Below are 22,956 nucleotides of genomic sequence, written 5' to 3'. Positions count from 1 at the left end.
CCGGAGTAGGGGCCGGAGCGGACCTGTTCCGCAGCGCCCGTGCCCCCGTTTCCGCCCATACGGGCCGGGTAGTGGCCGAGGGCAGCCCAGGGGGCAGCGCGCTCCCCAGGCGGCGACCGCGACCGTCGCGAGACCAGGGGGAACCGATGAGGGCAGTAGTGTGGAACGGCACCAGGAACGTCGACACGGTGACCGTTCCCGATCCGCGGATCGAGGAGCCCGGCGACGCCGTCGTCCGGATCACCAGCTCGGGCCTGTGCGGCTCAGACCTGCACCTGTACGAGGTGCTCGGACCGTTCATGACCCCGGGGGACATCCTCGGACACGAACCCATGGGCGTGGTCGAGGAGGTCGGTTCCGGCGTCACCTCCCTCACCCCCGGACAGCGGGTCGTCATCCCCTTCCAGATCTCCTGCGGGCACTGCCTCATGTGCGACACCGGTCTGCAGAGCCAGTGCGAGAACACCCAGGTCGAGGAGCAGGGCATGGGCGCCGCGCTCTTCGGCTACAGCAAGCTCTACGGCGCGGTGCCCGGCGCGCAGGCCGAGTACCTGCGCGTTCCGCGCGCCGAGACCACAGCGATCCCGGTGTCCGACCAGGGCCCCGACGACCGCTACCTGTTCCTGTCCGACGTGCTGCCGACCGCCTGGCAGGCCGTCCGCTACGCCGACGTCCCCGAGGGGGGATCGGTGGCCGTCCTGGGACTGGGGCCGATCGGCGACATGTCCTGCCGGGTCGCCCGCCACCTGGGCGCGGGCCGGGTGTTCGGCGTGGACCCGGTGCCGGAACGGCGCGCCCGCGCCGCCGCCCGGGACGCGGAGGTGTTCGACTCCTCCAAGGGCACCGACGACGTGGTCCAGGAGATCCGCGACCGCACGGACGGGCGCGGCCCGGACGCGGTCATCGACGCGGTCGGCATGGAGGCGGCCGGGCACGGCTCGGCCAGGTTCGCCCAGCGCGTGGCCAACCTCATGCCCCGCGGCGTGGCGGCCAAGATGATGGAGACGGCCGGAGTGGACCGGTTGACCGCCCTGCACACCGCCATCGACCTGGTCCGGCGCGGCGGGACCGTCTCCCTGATCGGCGTGTACGGCGGCATGGCCGACCCGATGCCGATGCTCACGCTCTTCGACAAGCAGATCCAGCTGCGGATGGGGCAGGCCAACGTGCGCCGGTGGGTGCCGGAGATCCTGCCGCTGCTGGAGGGGGCCGACCCGCTGGGGGTGGACGGCTTCGCCACCCACCACGTGGGCCTGGACGCCGCCTCGATGGCCTACGAGAAGTTCCAGAAGAAGCAGGACGGCGTGTTCAAGGTCGTCTTCCGGCCCTGACCGGTCGAAGGCGGGCGCCCCGGGCCGGGGTATCGGCCCGGGGCGCCCGCGTGCGGGGACGCGGCCGCCCCGCGGCTGCACATCACGCTGAACGAGGCCGAACTGCTGGGGGAGGTCCCCTTCTACCGCGCGATGGTCCGCAACGTCCTCACCGCGGTGGAGCAGCTGCGCACCCGGGGCGGTCGGAGCGGGTTTCGAACGCGTTGCCGCGGGAGACGCACGTCACCGGGTTGCAGGCATCGTTCCTCAGCTGCCTGAAGACGTGCCACGGGCGCTGGGAGCCCGTCCCCCCGGGCTGACACGGCGAGCGGGCGCGCGACCGACAGCGGCCCCGCCGGGAGGTCGGACGACGCTGGGACTTCGGTCCGATCCCCGGCGGGGCCCTGGTCGGCGGGTGTCCGCCGCCGTGCCGCGGTCCGGAGTCGCGCGCGGGACTCCGGGAGGGGCGCTCAGTTCTCGTAGATCCGGACGTAGTCGACGACCATCTGCTGGGGGAACTGGGTGGTGCCGTCGGGGTAGCCGGGCCAGTCGCCGCCCACCGCGACGTTGAGGATCATGAAGAAGGACTGGTCGTAGACCCACGGGTTGCCGCCCACGTCGGCGGAGGTGAGGGTGTGGTAGGCGTTGCCGTCCACGGACCAGGTGATCGACCCGGGGCTCCAGTCCACGGCGAAGGTGTGGAAGTCGTCGGCGAAGGACCAGCCCTGCGGGTGCATGTAGGAGGAGCCGATGCCGTTCGCGCCCGAGTAGCCGGGCCCGTGCACGGTGCCGTGCACCATGTGGGGCTCGTACCCGACGTTCTCCATGATGTCGATCTCGCCGGAGTCGGGCCAGGGGGTGTCGGGGAAGTCTGCGCCGAGCATCCAGAAGGCGGGCCAGATGCCCTGGCCGCGGGGGATCTTGATGCGGGCCTCGACGCGGCCGTAGGCGTGTTCGACCTTGTTCTGGGTGGTCATGCGGGCGGAGGTGTAGGAGCCGTCCGGCTCCTGGCGTGCCGTGATGACGAGGTTGCCCTGGCCGTCGAGGGCGGAGTTGGCGCGGCTGTCGGTGTAGTTCTGGAGTTCGTTGTTGCCCCAGCCGTGGGCGCCGGTCTCGTGGTTCCAGTTGGCTGGGTCGGGGGCGCTTCCGGCGGCGCCGTCGAACTCGTCGGACCAGATGACGTCCCCGGGCGCGGCGCTGAGTTCGGCGTTGGCGCCGTCCGAGGCGCCTCCCGTCCACTGCGGTGCGGTGAGGACCGCCGCGGCCAGCGCGGCGGAGGCGGTCACCGCCGTGGCGACGGTGGCGGTGCGGCGGGTACTGCGGCGGCTGCTCTTGGTCATGGCGTACTCCGGTGAGCGGGGGGGACGGGCGCGCCCGGTGCCGTGACGCGTGCGAAATAGCGGGTTCCGCACGGGCCGCGGGGGCGTGCCCGCGTGGGCGGGCGCCCACTGAACAAGCGTTAAGTGACTGTACGTACGCGACTGCTCGCGGACAAGGGGGGCCGGGCGAAAAATTGGGATCGCTCCCATGGGACTGGGGTGAAAAGTGTGGTCTGTGTGCTTTTGGGGGGTGCCACCTTCGCGGGGGGAGGTGCACCGACGACGACGGGCCCCGCGGAGCGCGCTCCGCGGGGCCCGGCAGGCGGTGCGTCAGCCGTTCAGGGTCTCCTGGAGCAGCGGGACCAGTTCGTCCAGCGCGTGGGAGATGCCCGGGTACGAACCGCTGGAGAAGGCGTTGGCCAGCTCCATGTCGTCCAGGATGACCATGCGGCCGTCCTCGGCGGAGGGGATGCCCTGGAGCACCGGGTCCTCGTGCAGGCGGTCCGCGGTGCCGCCGATGGGGAACATGACCGTCAGGTCCGCGTCCAGGACCTCCAGCCGCTCGGGGCTCAGGTCCACGTAGAAGGCGCCGTCGGCCATCTCCTCGACCTCGGGCTCGTACTGGAAGCCCAGCTCCTGGAGCAGGTCCACCCGCGAGTCGCCGGGCACGTAGGCGCCGTACTGGCCGTCGAAGTAGGCTCCCACGGTCAGGGTCATGTCGGCGAACTCGGGGTTCTCCTCCCGGATCCGGGCGAAGCGGCCCTCCAGCTCCTCGATGAGCTCCTCGGCGCGCTCCTGCTCGCCGACCACCTGGGCGACCTGGCGGGTCTGCTGCTGCCAGGTGGTGCCGTAGGTGACCTCCACGCCGGGCGGCGGGCCGACCACGGGGGCCACCTGCGAGAGCAGGTCGTAGCGGTCCTGGCTGTTGTCGGAGCGGGTGTCGAGGATGACGTCGGGCTCCAGGGAGGCGATCGCCTCCAGGTTCGGCTCCATGGTGCCGAGCTGGACCGGCTCCTCCTCGAACATGTCGGCCGCCCACGGGCCCACGCCCGTGCCGCCGTAGGCCTGCCAGTCGGCCACGCCGACCGGTTGCGCGCCCAGCGCCAGCGCGGTCTCGGCGTCGGACCAGCCCATGGCGACGACGTTGGTCGGCTCGTCCGCGATCTCCACGTCGCCGAAGACGGTCTCGACGGTGACCGGGTACCCCTCGGCGACCTCGCCGTCCGAGCCGCCCTCCGCTGAGCCGGAGGTCTGGCCGCCGCAGGCGGCGAGCAGCAGGAGGGACAGCGCGCCGGCGGCGATCGCGCCGCCGCGGGTCAGCGGACCGGGGTTCATGGGGCCTCATTCGGTCGAGTCGGTGAGCTTAGCCTTGCCTAAGCAAAGGTTATGGTGCTGGAGTCGGTGGTTTTGCGCAAGCCCGCGGCGGAGGGCGCGGAAAGCCGCGTATGCCGGTGGAGTCCGTTGTGCACGGTCGTCCGCGGGGCCGCGCGGCGCCGCTCGCGGGCCGCGAGCGTGTCGAGGGTCACACCGTCACGAGTAGGCCGCCACGCCGTGGCGCCAGTAGCCGATGAAGGCGATGTCGTCCTTGGGGACGCCGTGGTGGCGGACGAGGGTGCGGCGTAGTTCGGTGGGGAGGGCGTTCTCTCCCGCGACGAAGCAGTAGGGGCGTCCTTGGGGGAGTTCGGCGGTGCGTACGGTCTCCAGGGCGAGTCGTCCGGGGACGGTGTGGGGGTCGGTGCGGGGGAGCCAGTGCACGTCCACTCCGGGCGGGGCGGTCACGGGTCGGACGTCGTCTGTGCCGGGGACTTCGAGGTAGGCCTGTCCTCGCAGGTCGTCGGGGGCCTGTTCGAGGATGGAGAGCAGGGCGGGCACGGCGCTCTCGTCTCCGACGAGCAGGTGCCAGTCGGCCTCCTCCGGGGGCAGGTAGTAGATCCCCTCGGCGTACAGGCCCAGTTCGTCGCCGGGCCGGGCGGCCAGCGCCCACGCCGACGCCGGGCCCTCGTCCCCGTGCGCGACGAACTCGATGTCCAGCTCCAGCGCCTCGGCGTCGAAGCGGCGGACGGTGTAGTTGCGCACGTGCGGGCGCAGGTCGTCGGGCATGGCGCGGAACGCGGCCACCCACCCGTTGCCGTCGCCGCCGCCGTCGGCGACGGGCAGGTGCAGCCTCTCCTGACCCGGTCGGGCGAAGAGGATCCGCGTGCACTGGTCCAGGCCCAGGAACTCGAACCCGGTCAGCTCCTCGCCGGTGAGCGTCACGGTGAGGAAGTGCTCGCTGGTCCGCTCGGTGCGCGCCACCCGGGTGCGGATCATGGTGCGGTGCTTCGGATGCCTGATGCGCAAGGCGCGGCCCCTTCGTTCGGGTCGGAGAGCGGCGGGTGTCTGGTTCGTCCGTTCTCGGGGTGCTGTGACCGTATGTCGTCACGGGAAAGGTTAGCCTAACCAAGGTTGGTGTGGCACGGTGGTCCGGGGCCGGTCCTCCCGGTTCCGCGTGCGCTCCGGCCGCCCACTAGCCTTGCCCAGGGCACGACACCGCGGGGGGAACGGGACATCGGATGAGTAGACGTCTGTACGGGGCCGCACGCCCCGCGCCGAGCGGACGCGCCCTATGAGCGCAGCCCCCGCGACCGCCCCCGCCGCCGAGCGCGGACCGCGCTCCCCCCGCGCCCCCCGGCGCGAGGTCCCCGACAGCGTGCGCGCCCTGCGCCGCCGCACCCTGCGGCGCAACCGCGGCCGCGTCCTGGTCGGCGTGGTCCTGCTCTCCCTGCACCAGGTCGCCGAGGCCCTCGTGCCGGTGGCCATCGGCCTGACCATCGACTGGGCGGTCTTCTCCGGCGACGTCGGCGCCCTGGCGGTCTGCGTCGCGGGCATGGTCGTGCTCTTCACCGTCCTGGCCCAGGCCTACCGCAACGGCGCCCGCTTCACCCTGCGCGCCGTCGAGAACGAGGCCCACCTGCTGCGGGTGGAGGCCGCCCGCCGCGCCCTGGACCCGCGCGGCGAGCGCAGCGGCCTGCGCGCGGGCGAGGTCCTGTCGGTGGCCACCTCCGACGCCGAGCAGGCCGCCCTGTACGTGCGCGCCTGGTCGGCGTCGATCGCCGTGGCTGTCGCCATCATCGTCACCACCGTCGCGCTCCTGGCCGTGGACGTCCCCCTGGGGATCGGCGTCCTGGTCGGCGTCCCCCTGCTCATGCTGCTCCTGCGCCTGCCCGCCGCCCGCATCACCCGGCGCAGCGAGGCCAAGCAGGCCACCGCCGCCGGGGCCACCGCCCTGGCCACCGACCTGGTCAGCGGTCTGCGCGTCCTCATGGGCATCGGGGCGCGGCGCAACGCGGCCGCCCGCTACCGCAGGGCCAGCGCCCTGGCCCTGGACGCCTCGGTCGGCGCCGCCGCCAGCAACGGCGTCTACCGCGGCCTGGTCACCGCCGCCAGCGCCGTGTTCCTGGCCTGCGTGGCGGGCGTGGCCGGGTGGATGGCCCTCCAGGGCCGCCTCAGCGTCGGCGAACTCGTCACCGTGATCGGCCTCGCCCAGTTCCTGGCCGAACCCGTCCAGAGCCTGGGCATGGTCGGCCAGCTGTTCGCCACCGCCCGCGCCTCCGCCCGGCGGCTGGTGCGCCTGCTCAACGCTCCCGAAGCGGTCACCCCGGGCGAGCGCGCCTGCGCGCGGGAGCCCGTGGTCGCGCTGTCCGGGGTCGGCTACCGCACCCTGCGCGGGGTGGACCTCGAACTCGCCCCCGGCGAACTCGTCGGCGTGCTCACCACCGACCCCCGCGACGCCGAGGCGCTGCTGGAACTGCTCTCGGGCCGGGCCGAGCCCGCGGCCCTGGAGGGCGCGTTCACGGTGGGCGGCGTCCCCGTCCCCGAACTCGCCCTGGACGCCCTGCGCGAGGCGGTCCTGGTGGAGGAGCACGGGGCCGCCCTGTTCGAGGGCACCCTGCGCTCCAACCTGGACACCGGCGCGGGCGGCGACGAGGAGCGGCTGCTGGACGCCCTGCGGGCCGCCTCGGCCGCGGACCTGGTCGACGGCCACCCCGAGGGCCTGGACCGTCCGGTCGCCGACCGCGCGGCCAACCTCTCCGGCGGTCAGCGCCAGCGCGTGGCCCTGGCCCGAGCCCTGGTCGCGGACCCGCCCGTCCTGGTGCTGCACGATCCCACCACCGCCGTGGACGCGGTCACCGAGGAGGCCATCGCCCGGGGCGCGGCCGCTGCCCGCTCGGGTGCGGCCAGGTCCACCCTGGTCGTGGCGAACAGTCCGGCGCTGCTGGCCCGCGCCGACCGCGTCGTGGTGCTGGCCGAGGGCCGGGTGCGGTGCACGGGCACGCACGCGCGGCTGGTCGAGGAGGACGCGGACTACCGCGAGGCGGTGCTGCGGTGACCGCCCCGCCGAGCACGGCACCGACGCGGTCCGCCCTGTCGCGGTCCGCCGAGTTCGGGGCCGCTCCGCCGTGGTCCGCGGCACACCGGAGCGCCCCGCCGCCGACCGCCGCCCCGGGCCGCCGCGCCCTCCTTCCCCGCCACCACGACCCCGAGGACGACCGATGAGCACGCCGGTGGAGGACTCCGCGAGCGAACACGGGGAACTGCTCCCCACCGCCTCGGCCCGCCGCACGTGGGCCGTGCTGGGCGAGGGGGTGCGCGGCACCGGCTGGGGTGCCCCCCTGGCCCTGGCCACCGTGCTCGCGGGCAGCGCCGCCGGACTGGTCGCCCCCTGGGTGCTGGGCCGGATGGTCGACGACATCTCGGCGCAGCGGGGGCTGGACGCCGTCCTGTCCTCGGTCCTGCTCATCGCCGGGGCGGGGCTGCTCGGCGGCCTGCTCACGGGTGTGGGCAGCTGGCTGGTCAGCCGGGTCGGCGAGACCGTCCTGGCCCGTCTGCGCGAACGCGTCATGGACCGCGTCCTGCGCATGCCCGCCGCCCGCCTGGAGCGGGTGCGCATCGGCGACCTGCTCTCCCGGGTCGGAGACGACGTCGCCGTGGTCACCGCCAGCATCGCCCGCAGTGGCCCCGACGCGGTCGTGGCCCTGGCCACCGTCCTGCTGACCGCGGTGGGCATCACCGCCCTGGACTGGCGCCTGGGCCTGGCCGCGATGCTCTGCGTCCCGGTCTACGTGACGGCCGTGCGCTGGTACCTGCCCCGCTCGGGCCCCTACTACGCCCGCGAGCGCGTGGCCATGGGCGAGCGCTCGCACGCGATGATGGGCGCCCTGCGCGGTCGCTCCGCCGTGCGCGCCTACCGACTGGAGGACGAGCACGAGTCCCGGGTGCGCGACCGCTCGGCCGCCGCCATGGACATCACGGTGTCGGTGTTCCGGCTGTTCACCCGCTTCGGGTCGCGGCTCAACGCCGCCGAGTGCGTCGGACTGACCTCGGTGCTGGTGGCCGGGTTCTGGCTGGTGCGCGCCGACCTGGCCAGCGTCGGCATGGTCACCGCCGCCGCCCTGTACTTCCACCGCCTGTTCGGCCCGCTGATCTTCCTGGTCATGAACTTCAACGAGGTGCAGTCGGCCGGGGCGAGCCTGGCCCGCCTGGCCGGTGTGGTCGACCTCCCGGTGGAGCCGGACCCGGACGCGCAGGAGGGCCCGGCCGGTTCCTCGGTCCGCGTCGCGGCGGTCACCCACTCCTACGGCACCGGCGGCCCGGTCGCGCTGGAGGAGGTGTCGCTGGAGGTCGCCCCGGGCGAGCGCGTGGCCCTGGTCGGGGCCAGCGGCGCGGGCAAGACCACGCTGGCCGCCCTGGTCAGCGGCCTGCGCACGCCCACGGCCGGAACCGTGTACCTGGGCGGGATCCCCCTGGAGGAGCTGGGGGAGCGGCGGGTGCGCGAACACGTCTTCCTGGTCAGCCAGGAGACCCACGTGTTCGCCGGAACCCTGCTGGAGGACCTGCGCCTGGCCCGCGCCGGGGCCGACGCGGCCGAGGCGGAGGCAGCCCTGGCGGCCGTCGGCGCCCTGGAGTGGGTGCGCGCCCTGCCCGAGGGGCTGGACACGGTGGTCGGCGAGGGCGGGCACGCCCTGACCGCCGAGCAGGCCCAGCACCTGGCCCTGGCCCGGCTGGTGCTGGCCGACCCGGACGTGGCCGTCCTGGACGAGGCCACCGCCGAGGCGGGCAGCTCCGGCGCCCGGCGGCTGGAGCGCGCCGCCGCCGCGGCCACCGCCGGGCGCACCACGCTGGTGGTGGCGCACCGGTTGACCCAGGCGCAGACCGCCGACCGCGTGGTGGTCATGGACCGGGGCCGCGTCGTGGAGCAGGGGACGCACGCCGAACTGGTCGCCGCCGCAGGGCGCTACGCCGACCTGTGGCGCAGCTGGCAGGGCGCGCCGGACGACGGGGAGCTGCTCTCCCGCTGACCGCGGGCGGGGGTCACAGCTGGAGTTCGCTCTCCACGCGCCGGAGGGTGTGGCGGGCCATGGCCAGATTGGCGCGCTGGCGGTCCAGCGCCAGGTAGAGGAAGACGCTGCCGTGCGCCTTCTCCAACAGGCGGATGAGGTGGTACTGGCTGCTCAGCGTGATGAGGATGTCCTCGATGCGGTCGTCGAGGCCGATCGCGCTCAGGGCGCGCGTCTTGGCGCGCACGACCTCGGTGTTGGCCGCGGCGGCCATCTCCAGGTCGAAGTGGCCGCCCCCGCCCATGGTGCCCAGGGACATGCCGCTCTCGTAGTCCACGACCGCGACGCCGATGGCGCCCTCGATCCCCATGGCTTCCTTCATCGCCGCGTCGGCGTTCATGGTGTCTCCTCACGCTCGGTGTCCACCGCAGGAGCGGCGATACATGACGAAAATTAGCGAAACGCCTGGAGGGTGCGTAAGTGGACAGTTTGTGGCGCGAGTCCATCGTTACCACAGTGTGTTCTCTTTGCTCCTCTTTGACTGTTAAATGTCTTTCGGAGGCAACCAGACACCGGGGGGCACGTGTCGAGCACAGCTGTATCCACGGAGCGTTACCTGAGCTGTGACGGCGTCGTGGCCGCGATGCTCGTGGACCGCGCGACGGGCCGCGCGCACGCGCGGTCGGGGTCGGTGTCGGCGCTGCCCGACCCCGAGCACGTCGCGGACTCCCACCACCTGGCCCTCGACCTGGCCCTGGCCTCGCGCGAACCGGCGGTCCGGGAGAGCGTGGTCACCACCGACGGGCACCACGTGCTGACCCGCCCCGTGCCCTCCCCGGGCGCGGACGAGGCCCTGCTCGTCCTGGTCTTCGACCGTGCGCGGACCAACCTCGCGCTGGCCCGCCTCCAGGCCGACGAGCACACCGCGGCGCTGCTGTCATGAGCGACGCCGCGCTCCCGCGGGCCCTGACCGAGGCCCTGCTCCGAGCCCGCGAGGAGGAGTTCACCGGAGCCCTGCGCCTGACCGGCCCGCCCGAAGCCCTGCTCCACCTGGCCGCCGGACGCGTCACCGCCGTCACCACACCGGCCGCGCCCACTCCCGAGACCCTCCTGGTCAGGTCCGGCGCGGTCCCCGCCGGTGTCTGGGCCGCCGCCTACGAGGCAGCCGCCCACACCGACGGCCTGGCCCGGGAGCTGCTGGAGCGCGGCGCGGTCTCGGCCGCGGTGCTGGAACTGGCGTGCGCCACGGCCCTGGCGGACGGCGTCCTGGCGCTGTGCCTGTCCCCCGGACCCCGCGTGGAGGCCTCGCTCTCCGACGCAGCGCCGCCGCTGCTGGGCCTGGAGCACGGCCTGGACCCGGAGGAGGTGCTGGCCGAGGCCGGGCGCCGCCTGGCCTTCCTCGCCGACCGGTGGGGCCCGCCCGCGGACCTGGCCCGTCGCCGCCCCGTGCCCGCCGGGCCGGTACACGACTCCCTGCCCTACGCCTACCGGCTCCTGCTCACCCAGGCCAACGGCCGCCGCACCCCCCGGGACCTGGCCTTCGCCCTGGGGCGGGGGCTGACCGGGGTCATGGCCGACGTCGCGCGCCTCACCGAACGCGGGCTGCTGGAGGCCGCGGCCCCCGGCGGCGCGGACGGCCTCACCCGCCGCACGCCCGAGGCCGCCGCCCCGGATGAGGGGCCGTCCGCGCTGGCCAAGCGGCGTCCGGGCGCCAACACCGTGCGCCCCGCGCCCCCGGTCCCGGCGGTTCCGGTCCCCGGGAGCGTGCGCGAACGCCTGCGCTCGCTGGGCGCCGATCACGGGACGGCCGCGCCGGTCGGGGAAGAGGAGGCCCGATGAGCACGACCGGACGACCCCGTCCGGCCCGCGGCGGCGAACCGCCCGCCGGGGGACAGGAGGCGGGCGGCCTGACCGCCCTGCCCAAGCGCACCCCCTCCCCGGTACCCCGGGGGCCGCGCCCCCGGCCGGGGCTGTTCGGCCCCAAGGAGCCCGAACCCGGGCCGATCGCCGCCCTGCGCCGTGCGCAGCGCGCCGCGGTGCCCCTGGAGAGGGTGCGCAGCGCGCTTCAGGAGCTGGACGCCCACACCGGCCGCACGCCGCGGCCGACCGACGAGCACGGGAGCGATTAGATGGTTCAGGGTCAGATCGCCGAGGAGCTGGCGCTGCTGCGCGAGCGCGTCGTCGGCGTGACCGACAGCGCCGTGGCCGCCTCCGACGGCATGCTGGTGGCCTCCGACATCCAGGGCGGCCGCCCCCACGCGCTGGCCGCGCTCGCCGCCGCCTCCCTGGGCCTGGGAAAGCGCACCGGTGACGAGACGGGGCTGGGGCCGCTGCGCGAGGTCGTCACCCGCTGCCAGGGCGGCTACGCGGTCGTCTACGCGGTCGGGATGGAGGCCCTGCTCGTCGTGCTGGGCGACGAGGGCATGGACACCGCCGCCCTGCGCCGCGAGTCCCGCCCGACGGTGGAGCGCGTGGGCTCGCTGCTGGAGGTCACCGCCGCGGGCTGAGTCCCCGCTGGCGGGGCCCTTCCCGGGTCCGGCCCGCCACCCGGTGGACGGTGGACCGGTCGCCGTTCCGGCACTGGACCGGGGACGCCCGCGCGGTCAGGGGGCCGGCCCGGGCCCGCTGCCGGACCCGGGCCGGTCAGGCGCCGACGTAGGCCGCGAGGTGCTCGCCGGTGAGGGTGGAGCGGGCGGCGACGAGGTCGGCGGGCGTGCCCTCGAACACGACCCGGCCGCCGTCGTGGCCCGCCCCGGGGCCGAGGTCGATGATCCAGTCGGCGTGCGCCATGACCGCCTGGTGGTGCTCGACGACCACGACCGACTTCCCGGAGTCGACGAGCCGGTCGAGCAGGCCGAGCAGCTGCTCGACGTCGGCCAGGTGCAGGCCGCTGGTCGGCTCGTCCAGGACGTAGACGCCGCCCTCCCCGGCCATGTGGACGGCCAGCTTGAGCCGCTGCCGCTCGCCGCCGGACAGGGTGGTCAGCGGCTGCCCGACCCTGAGGTAGCCCAGGCCGACCTCCTCCAACCTCCGCAGGATCCGCTCTGCCGCGGGCACCTTCGCGCCCTCGCCGCCGAAGAACGCGCGCGCCTCGGCCACCGACATCGCGAGCACCTCGCTGATGTCGCGGCCGTCGTCCGGACCGCCCAGGCGGTACTCCAGCACCTGCGGCTGGAACCTCCTGCCCCCGCACTCCTCGCACGGCGAGGCGACCGTGTCCATCGTGGCCAGGTCGGTGTAGAGCACCCCGGCGCCGTTGCAGGCCGGGCAGGCTCCCTCGGAGTTGGGGCTGAACAGCGCCGGTTTGACGCCGTTGGCCTTGGCGAAGGCCTTGCGGACGGGGTCGAGCAGCCCGGTGTAGGTGGCCGGGTTGCTGCGCCGCGAGCCGCGGATCGCGCCCTGGTCCACCGACACCACGTCCGCTCCCGCGGGCATCGACCCGTGGACCAGCGAACTCTTTCCGCTGCCCGCCACCCCGGTCACCACGCACAGCACGCCCAGCGGCACGTCCACGTCCACGCCGCGCAGGTTGTTGGCGTCGGCGCCGCGGATCTCCAGAACGCCCCGGGGCGTGCGCACCCTCGGCTTGAGCCGGGCCCGGTCGTCGAGGTGGCGGCCGGTGAGGGTACCGCTGGCGCGCAGCCCCTCGACGCCGCCCTCGAAGACGATCCGCCCGCCGTCGTCACCGGCGCCGGGGCCCAGGTCGACCACGTGGTCGGCGATCGCTATGGTCTCCGGCTTGTGCTCCACGACCAGTACGGTGTTGCCCTTGTCGCGCAGCCGCAGCAGCAGGCGGTTCATCCGCTCGATGTCGTGCGGGTGCAGTCCCACGGTGGGCTCGTCGAAGACGTAGGTGACGTCGGTGAGCGAGGAGCCCAGGTGGCGGATCATCTTGGTGCGCTGCGCCTCGCCGCCCGAGAGCGTGCCCGAGGAGCGGTCGAGCGAGAGGTAGCCCAGCCCGATCTCCACGAACGAGTCCAGCGTGTGCCCCAGTTTGTCCAGCAGGGGCCCGACGGACGGCTCGTCGAGGCCGCGGACCCACTCGGCGAGGTCGCTGATCTGCATCGCGCACGCGTCGGCGATGCTGGTCCCGCGGATCTTGGAGGACCGGGCCGCCTCGCTCAGGCGGGTGCCCTCGCACTCGGGGCAGGAGGTGAAGGTGGCCGCCCGGTCCACGAACTCCCGGATGTGCGGCTGCATCGCCTCGCGGTCCTTGGACAGGAACGACTTCCTGATCTTGGGGATCAGCCCCTCGTAGGTGAGGTTGACGCCCTCGATCCTCACCTTGACCGGCTCCTTGTGGAGGAAGTCGGCGAGTTCCGCCTCGGTGTAGTCGCGGATCGGCTTGTGGGGGTCCACGAAGCCCGACTCGGCGTAGACCCGCACCGTCCAGAAGTTGTCCGACTTCCAGCCGGGGATGGTGAACGCGCCCTCGGCGATCGACTTGGAGTCGTCGTAGAGCTGGGTGAGGTCGATGTCGGAGACCGTGCCCCGCCCCTCGCAGTGCGTGCACATGCCGCCGGTGCGGCTGAAGGTCTGCTTCACGGCCTTGCCGGTGCCCACCTTGATGGCGCCGCTGGCCTGGACCGAGGCGACGTTGAACGCGAACGCGTTGGGCGAGCCGATGCGCGGTTCCCCGAGGCGGCTGAAGAGGACGCGCAGCAGCGAGTTGGCGTCGGTGGCGGTGCCCACCGTGGAGCGGACGTTGGCGCCCATCCGCTCCTGGTCGATGATGATCGCCGTGGTCAGCCCGTCGAGGACGTCGACGTCGGGCCTGGCCATCGTCGGCATGAGGCCCTGCACGAAGGCGCTGTAGGTCTCGTTGATCATCCGCTGCGACTCCGCGGCGATGGTGTTGAACACCAGGGAGCTCTTGCCCGACCCGGAGACGCCGGTGAACACGGTCAGGCGGCGTTTGGGTATCTCGACGCTGACGTCCCCGAGGTTGTTCTCGCGCGCGCCGTACACGCGGATCAGGTCGTGGCTGTCGGCGGCGTGCGGTTCGGGCGCCTCCGCGTCCGCCCTGGTGGCCGTGCTCATCGTGATCTCCCTCGGTCGGGTGAGGCCTCTGCGTCGGCGTCGTCTGGGTCGGGCCCACCAGTGCCGGGCGACGGCCGTCGCGTGCCGGCCCGTGTGACCGGTGGGGTCCGTGGTGCCAACGCTAGACGGGGGAGCGGGGGCGGCGCTTCTCGATTCCTGACCGGACGGCCCGGAGCGCCTAGTCCATGGCGGCGCGGCCGTGGCGCCAGTAGCCGATGAAGGCGATGTCGTCCTTGGGGACGCCGTGGTGGCGGACGAGGGTGCGGCGTAGTTCGGTGGGGAGGGCGTTCTCTCCCGCGACGAAGCAGTAGGGGCGTCCTTGGGGGAGTTCGGCGGTGCGTACGGTCTCCAGGGCGAGTCGTCCGGGGACGGTGTGGGGGTCGGTGCGGGGGAGCCAGTGCACGTCCACTCCGGGCGGGGCGGTCACGGGTCGGACGTCGTCTGTGCCGGGGACTTCGAGGTAGGCCTGTCCTCGCAGGTCGTCGGGGGCCTGTTCGAGGATGGAGAGCAGGGCGGGCACGGCGCTCTCGTCTCCGACGAGCAGGTGCCAGTCGGCCTCCTCCGGGGGCACGTAGTACACGCCGTCCGCGAGCATGCCCGCCTCGTCGCCGGGGGCGGCGGCGCGGGCCCAGGCGGAGGCGGGACCGGCGTCGCCGTGGTCCACGAACTCGATGTCCAGCTCCAGCGCCTCGGCGTCGAAGCGGCGCACCGAGTAGCTGCGCACGTGCGGCTGGCGGCTCGGCGGCATGGCGCGGAGCTGCTCGAACCACCGCTTGCCGGCGTCGGCGGGCATGTGCAGCCGGTCCTGGCCCGCGCGGGGCAGGAACAGGCGCACGAACTGGTCCCGGCCGAGGAAGGCGAAGTCGGCGAGCTCGGCGCCGCCCAGGGTCACCGTGACGAAGTGCTTGCTAAGGCGCTCTGTCCGCACCACGCGGGCGCGGATCATGGCGCGGTGGCCGGGCTGTTCGACGCGCACGGGACCTCTTCTTCCGGGTTCGGGGGCACGGGGGCGGAACGCCTCCAGGTGAGGTTAGCCGAACCTTGCTTCGCCCGCGTTGTCCCGACTTCGGACCCGGGCACCCCTCCAGCGGCTGGGCCGCGCGCGGAGCCCGGACACCCGGCCGGTCAGTTCCGGGGCCCGGGGCGGGCCCGGAGCCATGCCTCCTCGAAGTCGTCGCCGCTGGTCTCCGGGGACGCGTACCACGGGTCGTACAGGTCGCAGGGCGGGTTGAACGGCCAGTCCTCCGGTCCCGTCTTGACGGCGGTGCCGTCCGCGCCGATCTCGACCTGCCGCAACCGACGACCGTCCGGACCGATCTCCATCAGGAAGACCTCCGGGGCGTCCTCCCCCTGCCAGCGCGGGTACACACGGTCCCGACCCGCCAGGGCACCGAAACCGGGCTGGTCGCGCTGGGCGTTGCGCTGCGCGTCGCGCTGGGCGCGCGGATCGGACAGCGGGTTCGGGTCCGGCGCATCGAGGTGGACCTCCTCCAGGGCCCACGTCCGCACGCGTTCGAGGATGTAGGGGTCGGTGACCACCTCGACCTCGGCGCAGGCGAGCGCGATCTCCTCCGCGGACCCGGCCCACACCCACCACCACAGGCCGCCCATCCCGTAGTCGTGGAGGACCAGGTGGCGCGTCTTTCGTTCGCCACTTCGTCGGTGCACGACACGTGGGCCCACGCCGCCCTCGGACGGGCCGCCGCGCGGACCGGTGCGTGTCTTTCGCGGCTCTCGCCGGAGAGATGAATCCGCATGGCAGAGGTGCCGCTTGTCCGTCTTGTCTTCAGTAAGGGCTTCTCCGGCCGGAGGCCGAGTCCACGACCGGACACGACTGTCGGCGCCGTGCCGGACAATCGGCGTATGACACAGGCAGCACACCGACACCACGCCATCGACTACCTGGAGCTCACGGTCACCGACCTGGACCGGGCGCGGCGCTTCTACTCCGAGGCGTTCGGGTGGCGCTTCAACGACTACGGCCCCGGCTACGCGGGCATCCAGAACCCCGAGGGGCCGGACGCCCCCGAGGTGGGCGGCCTCGCGCTGGGCGGGGAGTCGCGCCCGGGCGGTCCCCTCGTCCTGCTGTACTCGGCCGACCTCGACCGGTCCGTCGAGGCAGTGGAGGGCGCGGGCGGCGGTGTCGTGCGGGGCCCCTACGCCTTCCCCGGCGGGCGCCGCTTCCACTTCACCGATCCCAGCGGCAACGAACTGGGCGTCTGGGCCGAGGCCTGATGGGCGGGCAGGCCCCCGAGGGGGGAGACCCCGCCGTGGAGCACCTTGCCGCGACCCTGCGCCGCCGCCGGGAGGAGCTGACGGGCGCGGGCGGGGTGCGGATCGGCAGCGCCCTGGTCGTGCACGCGCTCAGTACGCACATGTGGGCGGGCGTGCCGGTCCCGGCCGTGGCCTGCCACGCCTCCGTCGACCCGCTGCGGCTGCGCGCCTCCGCCGGGCCGGTGACCTGCCGCCGGTGCCTGGCCCAGAACGGTCAGGAGCGGCAGCGGCAGGTGCCCGGGCAGACCGCGCTGGAGGTGTGACCGGCCGCGGCCCGGGTCCGTCGGCACGCGGGGCGCCGTGCTCCTCCGCGGTCGCGGAGCGCGGGTCCCGCACCCGGCTCCGCCCCCGCGCGCTCCCCGCCGCCCGGCTCAGGCGGGGCCGCCGGTGCGGCTGGCGACGGCCTCGTTGAGGACCGCGCAGGCGCGGCGCAGGTCGGCGGGGTGCGCTTCCACCACCCGGTCAACCACCGCTCCGCGATGGTCTACGGTGTGCCGCGGGTGGTCGAGGACGAGCGGGAGCGGCTGGAGGGTCTGCGCGCGCTGGTCGAGCGGTCGGCTCCGGGGCGGTGGGAGGAGGACCGGGAGCCGACCGCGAAGGAGTTGGCGGCCACGCGCGTGCTGGCGCTGTCGCTGGAGGAGGCGTCGGTGAAGGTGCGGACGGGGCCGCCGGAGGACGACGAGGAGGATCTGGCCCTGCCGGTGTGGGCGGGTGTGGTGCCGGTGCGGCAGGTGTTCGGGCAGCCGGGGCCGGATCCGGGTCTGGCGCCGGGGCTGGGGGTTCCGGTCGGGTGGCGGGGCGGTCGTCCTGAGGCGGGCCGTTCCGGGAAAACGGTGCGCGGGAAAACCGCTGCGGTCGCTCTGCGGGCATTCTTCGTCCTATTGGATAGGCCAATAGTCCTTTATTGCGACGTGTTCGCCGGGCGGACGCCGTCCTGGTCGCCGCCGCCGCAGGGGCGGCCCTTCAGTGTGGCCGAACTCGCGTGAAACGGGGGTCGGACTGTGCCGCAGGGCGTTTTTTGTGGGGTTCCCACAACGCATCGCCTTCGCTATGCGTGGTTCGGCCCATTGGTGTACCCGGCGGTAATCGACCAGGGTAGAAAGGGTAGGTGCAGGCGACGCTCCGAGACCCGGACGTCGCCTTCTGCGCGTGGTACTTGGGAGGCTCAACCGGTGTTCAGTCGTGTCGCCATCGTCAACCGTGGAGAGGCCGCTATGCGGCTCATCCACGCTGTCCGGGACCTCTCAGCGGAAACCGGCACGCGGATCGAGACGGTGGCTCTCCACACCGACGCCGACCGCGACGCCACCTTCGTCCGCGAGGCCGACGTCGCCTACTCGCTCGGTCCCGCCTCGGCCCGTCCCTACCTCGACCACGCCGTCCTGGAGCGCGCCCTGGTCCGGACCGGCGCCGACGCGGCGTGGGTGGGCTGGGGCTTCGTCGCCGAGGACCCGGCCTTCGCCGAGCTGTGCGAGAGGATCGGCGTCACCTTCGTCGGGCCCAGCGCCGAGGCCATGCGCAAGCTCGGCGACAAGATCGGCGCCAAGCTGATCGCCGAGGAGGTCGGCGTCCCGGTCGCGCCGTGGAGCCGCGGCGAGGTCGCCACCCTGGAGGAGGCGCTGCGCGCCGGTGAGGAGATCGGCTACCCGCTGATGCTCAAGGCCACCGCTGGCGGCGGCGGTCGCGGTATCCGCATGGTCGCCTCGGGTGAGGACCTGGCCGAGGCCTACGAGCGCACCAGCCAGGAGGCGCTTCGCGCCTTCGGCTCCGGCGTGGTCTTCCTGGAGCGCCTGGTCACCGGCGCCCGCCACGTCGAGGTCCAGATCATCGCCGACGGGCAGGGCACGGCCTGGGCGCTGGGCGTGCGCGACTGCTCGGTGCAGCGGCGCAACCAGAAGATCATCGAGGAGTCGGCCTCCCCGGTCCTGGACGCGGAGCAGACCGCGCACCTGAAGGCGTCCGCCGAGCGGCTGGCGCTGGCCGTGGGCTACCGGGGCGCGGGCACCGTCGAGTTCCTGTACCACCCGGGCGAGAAGCTGTTCGCGTTCCTGGAGGTCAACACCCGCCTCCAGGTCGAGCACCCGATCACCGAGATCACCACCGGCACCGACCTTGTCCGGCTCCAGCTGCACGTGGCCGGCGGCGGGAAGCTGGAGGGGCCCCAGCCGGTCGAGTCCGGCCACGCCGTCGAGGCCCGGCTCAACGCAGAGGACCCCGACCGCGACTTCGCGCCCGCCCCGGGCCGCATCGCGCGCCTGTCCCTGCCCACCGGTCCGGGCGTGCGCGTGGACACCGGTGTGCGCGAGGGCAACACCATCCCGGCCGACTTCGACTCGATGATCGCCAAGGTCATCGCCTACGGCCGCGACCGCGAGCAGGCGCTGGGCAGGCTGCGCCGCGCGATGGCCGAGACCACGGTGATCATCGAGGGCGGCGCGACCAACAAGAGCTTCGTGCTCGACCTGCTCGACCAGCCCGAGGTGATCGACGCCAGCGCCGACACCGGCTGGATCGACCGCGTGCGCGCCCAGGGACGCCTGGTCAGCCACCGCCACTCCGCGGTGGCCCTGGCCGCGGCCGCGATCGAGGCCTACCAGGACGAGGAGGAGGTCAGCCGTCAGCGGCTGCTGTCCACCGCGCACGGCGGCCGTCCGCAGGTGCAGCACGAGAGCGGCCGTCCACTGGACCTGAAGCTGCGCGGCGTGGGCTACCGGGTGAGCGTGGCCCGCGTCGGGCACCGGCGGTTCCGCGTCGGCGTCTCCGGAGGCGGTGACGTGCACCCGGCGGACGTGGAGGTCGAGCGCTTCGACGCGCACAGCGGCCAGATCGTGGTCAACGGCCACCGGTTCCGGCTGGTGTCGGCCACGCACGGGCCGGTGCACCTGGTCGAGGTGGACGGCGTCACGCACCGGATCAGCCGCGACGAGGGCGGTGTGCTGCGCTCCCCGGCGCCCGCCCTGGTGGTGGCGACGCCGTTGGCGGTGGGCGACGAGGTCGAGTCCGGCGCGCCCGTCCTGGTGCTGGAGAGCATGAAGATGGAGACGGTGTTGCGCGCGCCGTTCCGCGCCCGGGTGCGCGAGTGCCCGGTGTCGGTTGGCAGCCAGGTCGAGACCGGTGCGCCGCTGATGCGGCTGGAGCCGCTGTCCGACGGGGACGCCGAGGAGGCGGAGTCGGGCACGGAGGCCGTGGCGATCGAGCTGCCCCAGGAGGCCGGTGAGGCGTCCGCGGCCGAGCGCGTGGAGCGCGGCCTGCAGGACCTGCGCGGTCTGCTGCTGGGCTTCGACGCCGACCCGTACGACCGCGGGCGGGTGCTGGCCGACTACCTGGTCGCCCGCGCCGAGCTGGGCGGGCGTCCGGTCGAGGGCGAGCTGGACCTGTTCACCGTGTTCGCCGACCTGTGCGAGCTGAGCCGCAACAAGCCGGGCGGCGAGCCCGACACCGAGCCGCACAGCTCGGTGCACAGCCCGCGCGAGTTCTTCCACAGCTACCTGCAGAGCCTGGACGTGGAGCGCGCCGGTGTGAGCGAGGGCTTCCGGGCCAAGCTCACCCGGGTCCTGGCCCACTACGGGGTCGAGGACCTGGACCGCACGCCGGAGCTGGAGGCCGCGGTCTTCCGGATCTTCCTGGCCCAGCAGAACACGGGCGCCGCGCTGGCGACCGTGTCGGAGCTGCTGCGCCGCTGGCTGGCGGGCGGTCCGCCCGCGGGGGCGCTCAGCGAGCGCGCCGGGCTGGCCCTGGAGCACCTGGTGGAGGCCACGCAGGTGCGCTTCCCCGCGGTGTCGGACCTGGCCCGAGGTGTGGTCTTCCGCTGGTTCGCCCAGCCGCTGCTGCGCCGCAACCGGGCCCGGGTCTACGCCGCGGTGCGCGACGGCCTGCGCCACCTGGACCGCAACCCGGACGCGCCGGACCGGGCGGAGCGGATCCAGGCCATGGTGGCCAGTGCCGAGCCGCTGGTGCGGCTGGTCGGCCAGCGCATGGGTCGGGCGGGGCGCGACCACGCCCCGCTGCTGGAGGTGCTGACCCGCCGCTACTACGGCAACCGGGGGCTGTCCGGGGTCGCCGCGCGCGAGGTCGGGGGCTGCCGGTTCGTCACCGCCGACCACAACGGCGCGGGCGGCCTGACGCGCGTGGTCACGACCGCCGTGGACATCGCCGCCCTGCCCGACGCCGTCGGCGCGGTCGGCGAGCTCGCCGCCGACGTGGCCGAGCACGGCCTGGTGGCCGACCTCTACCTCACCTGGGAGGACCAGCCCGACGCCGACGCGATGGCGGTGCGGCTCAGCGGGCTCCTGGCCGAGCACCCGCTGCCCGCGGGCGTGCGCCGGGTCACCGCCACCGTCGCCGGCACCAGCGGCGCGGTGATGCACCACCACTTCACCTTCCGGCCCGAGGGTGACGGCTTCGCCGAGGACCGGCTGATCCGGGGCCTGCACCCGCAGATCGCGCGGCGCCTGCAGCTGCAGCGCCTGCGCGAGTTCGACCTCACCCGGCTGCCGTCGGCCGACGAGGAGATCTACCTGTTCCGGGCGGTGGCCAAGAGCAACCCGGCCGACGAGCGCCTCTTCGCGATGGGCCAGGTCCGCGACCTGACGCCGCTGCGCGAGGCGGACGGGCGCCTGGTCGCGCTGCCCGCGCTGGAGGACACGGTCACCGGGTGCCTGGACGCGATCCGCAACATCCAGGCGCAGCGTCCTCAGAACCGGCGCTTCGACACCAACCGCATCATGATGTACGTGTGGCCGGCGACCGAGCTGACCCCCGAGGAGCTGGAGACGCTGGTCCAGCGGCTGCTGCCGACCACGGCCGGGGCGGGGCTGGAGGAGGTCCAGTTCCTGGCCCGCCAGCGCACCTCCTCCGGTGAGCTGACCGAGGTCGCGGTGCGCATCAGCCTGGACCAGGGCCAGGACGCGCGGGTCCACGTCGAGGAGCCCTCGACGGAGCCGGTGCTGCCGCTGGACGACTACCGCCAGAAGGTGCTGCGCGCGGCCCGGCGCGGGACCGTCTACCCCTACGAGCTGACCGGTCTGCTGTCGGGCCCGGGCGGCGGTTTCACCGAGTACGACCTGGACGACAACGGCGTGCTGGTCCCGGTGGACCGGCCGCGCGGGCACAACGCCGCGGCGATCGTGGCCGGTGTGGTCACCACGCCGACCGTGCGCCACCCCGAGGGGGTCACGCGCGTGGTGCTGCTGGGCGACCCGACCAAGGCGCTGGGCGCGCTCTCGGAGCCCGAGTGCTCGCGGGTGATCGCGGCGCTGGACCTGGCCGAGTCGATGCGGGTGCCGCTGGAGTGGTTCGCGCTGTCGGCCGGCGCGCGGATCTCGATGTCCTCGGGCACCGAGAACATGGACTGGGTCGCGGCCGCGCTCAAGCGGATCGTGGAGTTCACCCAGGACGGCGGCGAGATCAACGTCGTGGTCGCGGGCATCAACGTCGGCGCCCAGCCGTACTGGAACGCCGAGGCGACGATGCTCATGCACACCAAGGGCGTCCTGGTGATGACGCCGGACTCGGCGATGGTGCTCACCGGCAAGCAGTCGCTGGACTTCTCCGGCGGGGTGTCGGCCGAGGACAACTTCGGCATCGGCGGCTACGACCGGGTGATGGGCCCCAACGGGCAGGCGCAGTACTGGGCGCCGAACCTGGCCTCGGCCCGCGAGATCCTCATGGCGCACTACGACCACACCTACGTCGTGCCGGGGGAGGAGGCGCCGCGCCGGGCCAGGACCCTGGACCCGGTCGACCGCGACGTCTCGGCGTTCCCGCACGCGGTGGCGGGCAGCGACTTCGCCACCGTCGGCGAGATCTTCTCCGCCGAGCACAACCCGGACCGCAAGAAGCCCTTCGACATCCGCACGGTGATGCGTGCGCTCTCGGACCAGGACCACGCGGTGCTGGAGCGCTGGGCGGGCATGGCCGACGCCGACACGGCGGCGGTGCAGGACGCGCACATCGGCGGCTGGCCGGTGTGCCTGGTGGGGATCGAGTCGCGGTCGGTGCCGCGGCACGGCTTCCCGCCCACCGACGGGCCCGACACCTACACCGCGGGCACGCTGTTCCCGCGTTCGTCCAAGAAGGTGGCGCGGGCGATCAACGCGGCGTCGGGCAACCGGCCGCTGGTGGTGCTGGCGAACCTGTCGGGGTTCGACGGTTCGCCGGAGTCGCTGCGCAAGCTCCAGTTGGAGTACGGGGCCGAGATCGGGCGCGCGATCGTCAACTTCGACGGTCCGATCGTGTTCTGCGTGATCTCGCGGTACCACGGCGGCGCGTTCGTGGTGTTCTCCAAGGCGCTCAACCCGAACATGACGGTGCTCGCGCTGGAGGGGTCGTTCGCCTCGGTGCTGGGCGGGGCCCCGGCGGCGGCCGTGGTGTTCGCCGGTGAGGTCAACACGCGTACCGCGAGCGATTCGCGGGTGACGGGGCTCCAGGAGCAGGTGTCGGCGGCCAGCGGCGCCGAGCGGGCCGCGCTCAACGCGCGGCTGGCCGAGACGCAGTCCTCGGTGCGGGCGGAGAAGCTCGGCGAGGTCGCCGCGGAGTTCGACCGGGTGCACAGCATCCAGCGCGCGGTCGAGGTGGGTTCGGTGGACGCGATCATCAGCGCCGCCGAGATGCGGCCGCGCATCATCGAGGCGATCGAGCACGGCATGAAGCGCTGAGGGCTGGGACTGGCGGGGCGGGGCCGCGGCCCCGCCCCGT

At 73.8% G+C, this 22,956-nt stretch carries 17 protein-coding genes and 1 pseudogene; 11 read left to right on the top strand and 7 right to left on the bottom strand.

Going from position 1 to position 22,956, the window contains the following annotated elements; translation table 11 throughout:
- Positions 1-146: 146 nt before the first annotated feature.
- The gene (locus KGD83_RS17895) at positions 147-1,331 is read left to right on the top strand and encodes an alcohol dehydrogenase catalytic domain-containing protein (RefSeq protein ID WP_212640276.1); all 1,185 of its coding nucleotides are present in this window, start codon (positions 147-149) and stop codon (positions 1,329-1,331) included.
- A gap of 449 nt (positions 1,332-1,780) precedes the next feature.
- Here the strand turns inward: KGD83_RS17895 and KGD83_RS17890 are convergent, their stop codons facing one another.
- The 3 genes from KGD83_RS17890 to KGD83_RS17880 all read right to left on the bottom strand — a co-directional run bounded on the left by KGD83_RS17890 (position 1,781) and on the right by KGD83_RS17880 (position 4,939).
- A complete protein-coding gene (locus KGD83_RS17890; RefSeq protein ID WP_212640275.1) occupies positions 1,781-2,650 on the bottom strand; it encodes a glycoside hydrolase family 16 protein in 870 nt (289 codons plus the stop codon).
- 309 nt (positions 2,651-2,959) lie between these two features.
- Complete coding sequence (locus KGD83_RS17885; protein ID WP_212640274.1) at positions 2,960-3,964, bottom strand: iron-siderophore ABC transporter substrate-binding protein; 1,005 nt, start codon at positions 3,962-3,964, stop codon at positions 2,960-2,962.
- A gap of 195 nt (positions 3,965-4,159) precedes the next feature.
- Positions 4,160-4,939, bottom strand: a complete 780-nt coding sequence (locus KGD83_RS17880) for a siderophore-interacting protein (protein WP_212644482.1) — start codon at positions 4,937-4,939, stop codon at positions 4,160-4,162.
- A 295-nt stretch (positions 4,940-5,234) separates the two neighbouring features.
- On the opposite strand from KGD83_RS17880, the gene KGD83_RS17875 reads away from it, so the two are divergent.
- Together KGD83_RS17875 and KGD83_RS17870 are read left to right on the top strand one after the other, a co-directional pair.
- Positions 5,235-6,998: an ABC transporter ATP-binding protein gene (locus KGD83_RS17875; protein ID WP_212640273.1), complete on the top strand. Its 1,764-nt coding sequence runs from the start codon at positions 5,235-5,237 to the stop codon at positions 6,996-6,998.
- Positions 6,999-7,161: 163 nt separating this feature from the next.
- Complete coding sequence (locus tag KGD83_RS17870) at positions 7,162-8,967, top strand: ABC transporter ATP-binding protein (RefSeq protein ID WP_212640272.1); 1,806 nt, start codon at positions 7,162-7,164, stop codon at positions 8,965-8,967.
- 13 nt (positions 8,968-8,980) lie between these two features.
- On the opposite strand, the gene KGD83_RS17865 is transcribed toward KGD83_RS17870, so the two are convergent.
- Positions 8,981-9,346, bottom strand: coding sequence for a hypothetical protein (locus KGD83_RS17865; protein WP_212640271.1), 366 nt, complete (start codon positions 9,344-9,346; stop codon positions 8,981-8,983).
- A gap of 183 nt (positions 9,347-9,529) precedes the next feature.
- Here KGD83_RS17865 and KGD83_RS17860 point away from each other — a divergent pair, with 183 nt between their 5' ends.
- The 4 genes from KGD83_RS17860 to KGD83_RS17845 are packed head-to-tail and all read left to right on the top strand — an operon-like array spanning position 9,530 to position 11,453.
- Complete coding sequence (locus KGD83_RS17860; protein WP_249351931.1) at positions 9,530-9,889, top strand: hypothetical protein; 360 nt, start codon at positions 9,530-9,532, stop codon at positions 9,887-9,889.
- Complete coding sequence (locus tag KGD83_RS17855; RefSeq protein ID WP_212640270.1) at positions 9,886-10,785, top strand: hypothetical protein; 900 nt, start codon at positions 9,886-9,888, stop codon at positions 10,783-10,785. Before KGD83_RS17860 ends, KGD83_RS17855 begins: the two co-directional genes overlap by 4 nt.
- A complete protein-coding gene (locus tag KGD83_RS17850; protein ID WP_212640269.1) occupies positions 10,782-11,075 on the top strand; it encodes a hypothetical protein in 294 nt (97 codons plus the stop codon). Before KGD83_RS17855 ends, KGD83_RS17850 begins: the two co-directional genes overlap by 4 nt.
- Positions 11,076-11,453, top strand: a complete 378-nt coding sequence (locus KGD83_RS17845; protein WP_212640268.1) for a roadblock/LC7 domain-containing protein — start codon at positions 11,076-11,078, stop codon at positions 11,451-11,453.
- A 136-nt stretch (positions 11,454-11,589) separates the two neighbouring features.
- Here the strand turns inward: KGD83_RS17845 and KGD83_RS17840 are convergent, their stop codons facing one another.
- The 3 genes from KGD83_RS17840 to KGD83_RS17830 all read right to left on the bottom strand — a co-directional run bounded on the left by KGD83_RS17840 (position 11,590) and on the right by KGD83_RS17830 (position 15,654).
- On the bottom strand, positions 11,590-13,986 hold the full coding sequence (locus KGD83_RS17840) for an ATP-binding cassette domain-containing protein (RefSeq protein ID WP_212640267.1): 2,397 nt from the start codon (positions 13,984-13,986) through the stop codon (positions 11,590-11,592).
- 178 nt (positions 13,987-14,164) lie between these two features.
- Positions 14,165-14,962, bottom strand: coding sequence for a siderophore-interacting protein (locus tag KGD83_RS17835; protein ID WP_249351930.1), 798 nt, complete (start codon positions 14,960-14,962; stop codon positions 14,165-14,167).
- A gap of 149 nt (positions 14,963-15,111) precedes the next feature.
- Positions 15,112-15,654, bottom strand: a complete 543-nt coding sequence (locus KGD83_RS17830; protein WP_212640266.1) for a hypothetical protein — start codon at positions 15,652-15,654, stop codon at positions 15,112-15,114.
- Positions 15,655-15,849: 195 nt separating this feature from the next.
- Between KGD83_RS17830 and KGD83_RS17825 the strand changes: the two genes are divergently transcribed.
- The 4 genes and pseudogenes from KGD83_RS17825 to KGD83_RS17810 all read left to right on the top strand — a co-directional run bounded on the left by KGD83_RS17825 (position 15,850) and on the right by KGD83_RS17810 (position 22,916).
- A complete protein-coding gene (locus tag KGD83_RS17825) occupies positions 15,850-16,221 on the top strand; it encodes a VOC family protein (RefSeq protein ID WP_212640265.1) in 372 nt (123 codons plus the stop codon).
- Complete coding sequence (locus tag KGD83_RS17820) at positions 16,221-16,523, top strand: hypothetical protein (protein WP_212640264.1); 303 nt, start codon at positions 16,221-16,223, stop codon at positions 16,521-16,523. Before KGD83_RS17825 ends, KGD83_RS17820 begins: the two co-directional genes overlap by 1 nt.
- Positions 16,524-16,709: 186 nt before the next feature.
- A pseudogene (locus KGD83_RS17815) lies at positions 16,710-17,045 on the top strand (pyridoxamine 5'-phosphate oxidase family protein); the annotation flags it as partial.
- 387 nt (positions 17,046-17,432) lie between these two features.
- Complete coding sequence (locus tag KGD83_RS17810; protein ID WP_212640263.1) at positions 17,433-22,916, top strand: ATP-binding protein; 5,484 nt, start codon at positions 17,433-17,435, stop codon at positions 22,914-22,916.
- Positions 22,917-22,956 lie beyond the last annotated feature (40 nt).

The sequence above is a fragment of the Nocardiopsis akebiae genome (assembly GCF_018316795.1).
GTDB classification, from domain to species: domain Bacteria; phylum Actinomycetota; class Actinomycetes; order Streptosporangiales; family Streptosporangiaceae; genus Nocardiopsis; species Nocardiopsis dassonvillei.
Note: the sequence above shows the minus strand (reverse complement) of the source record. Positions and strands in the feature narration are given on the sequence as shown.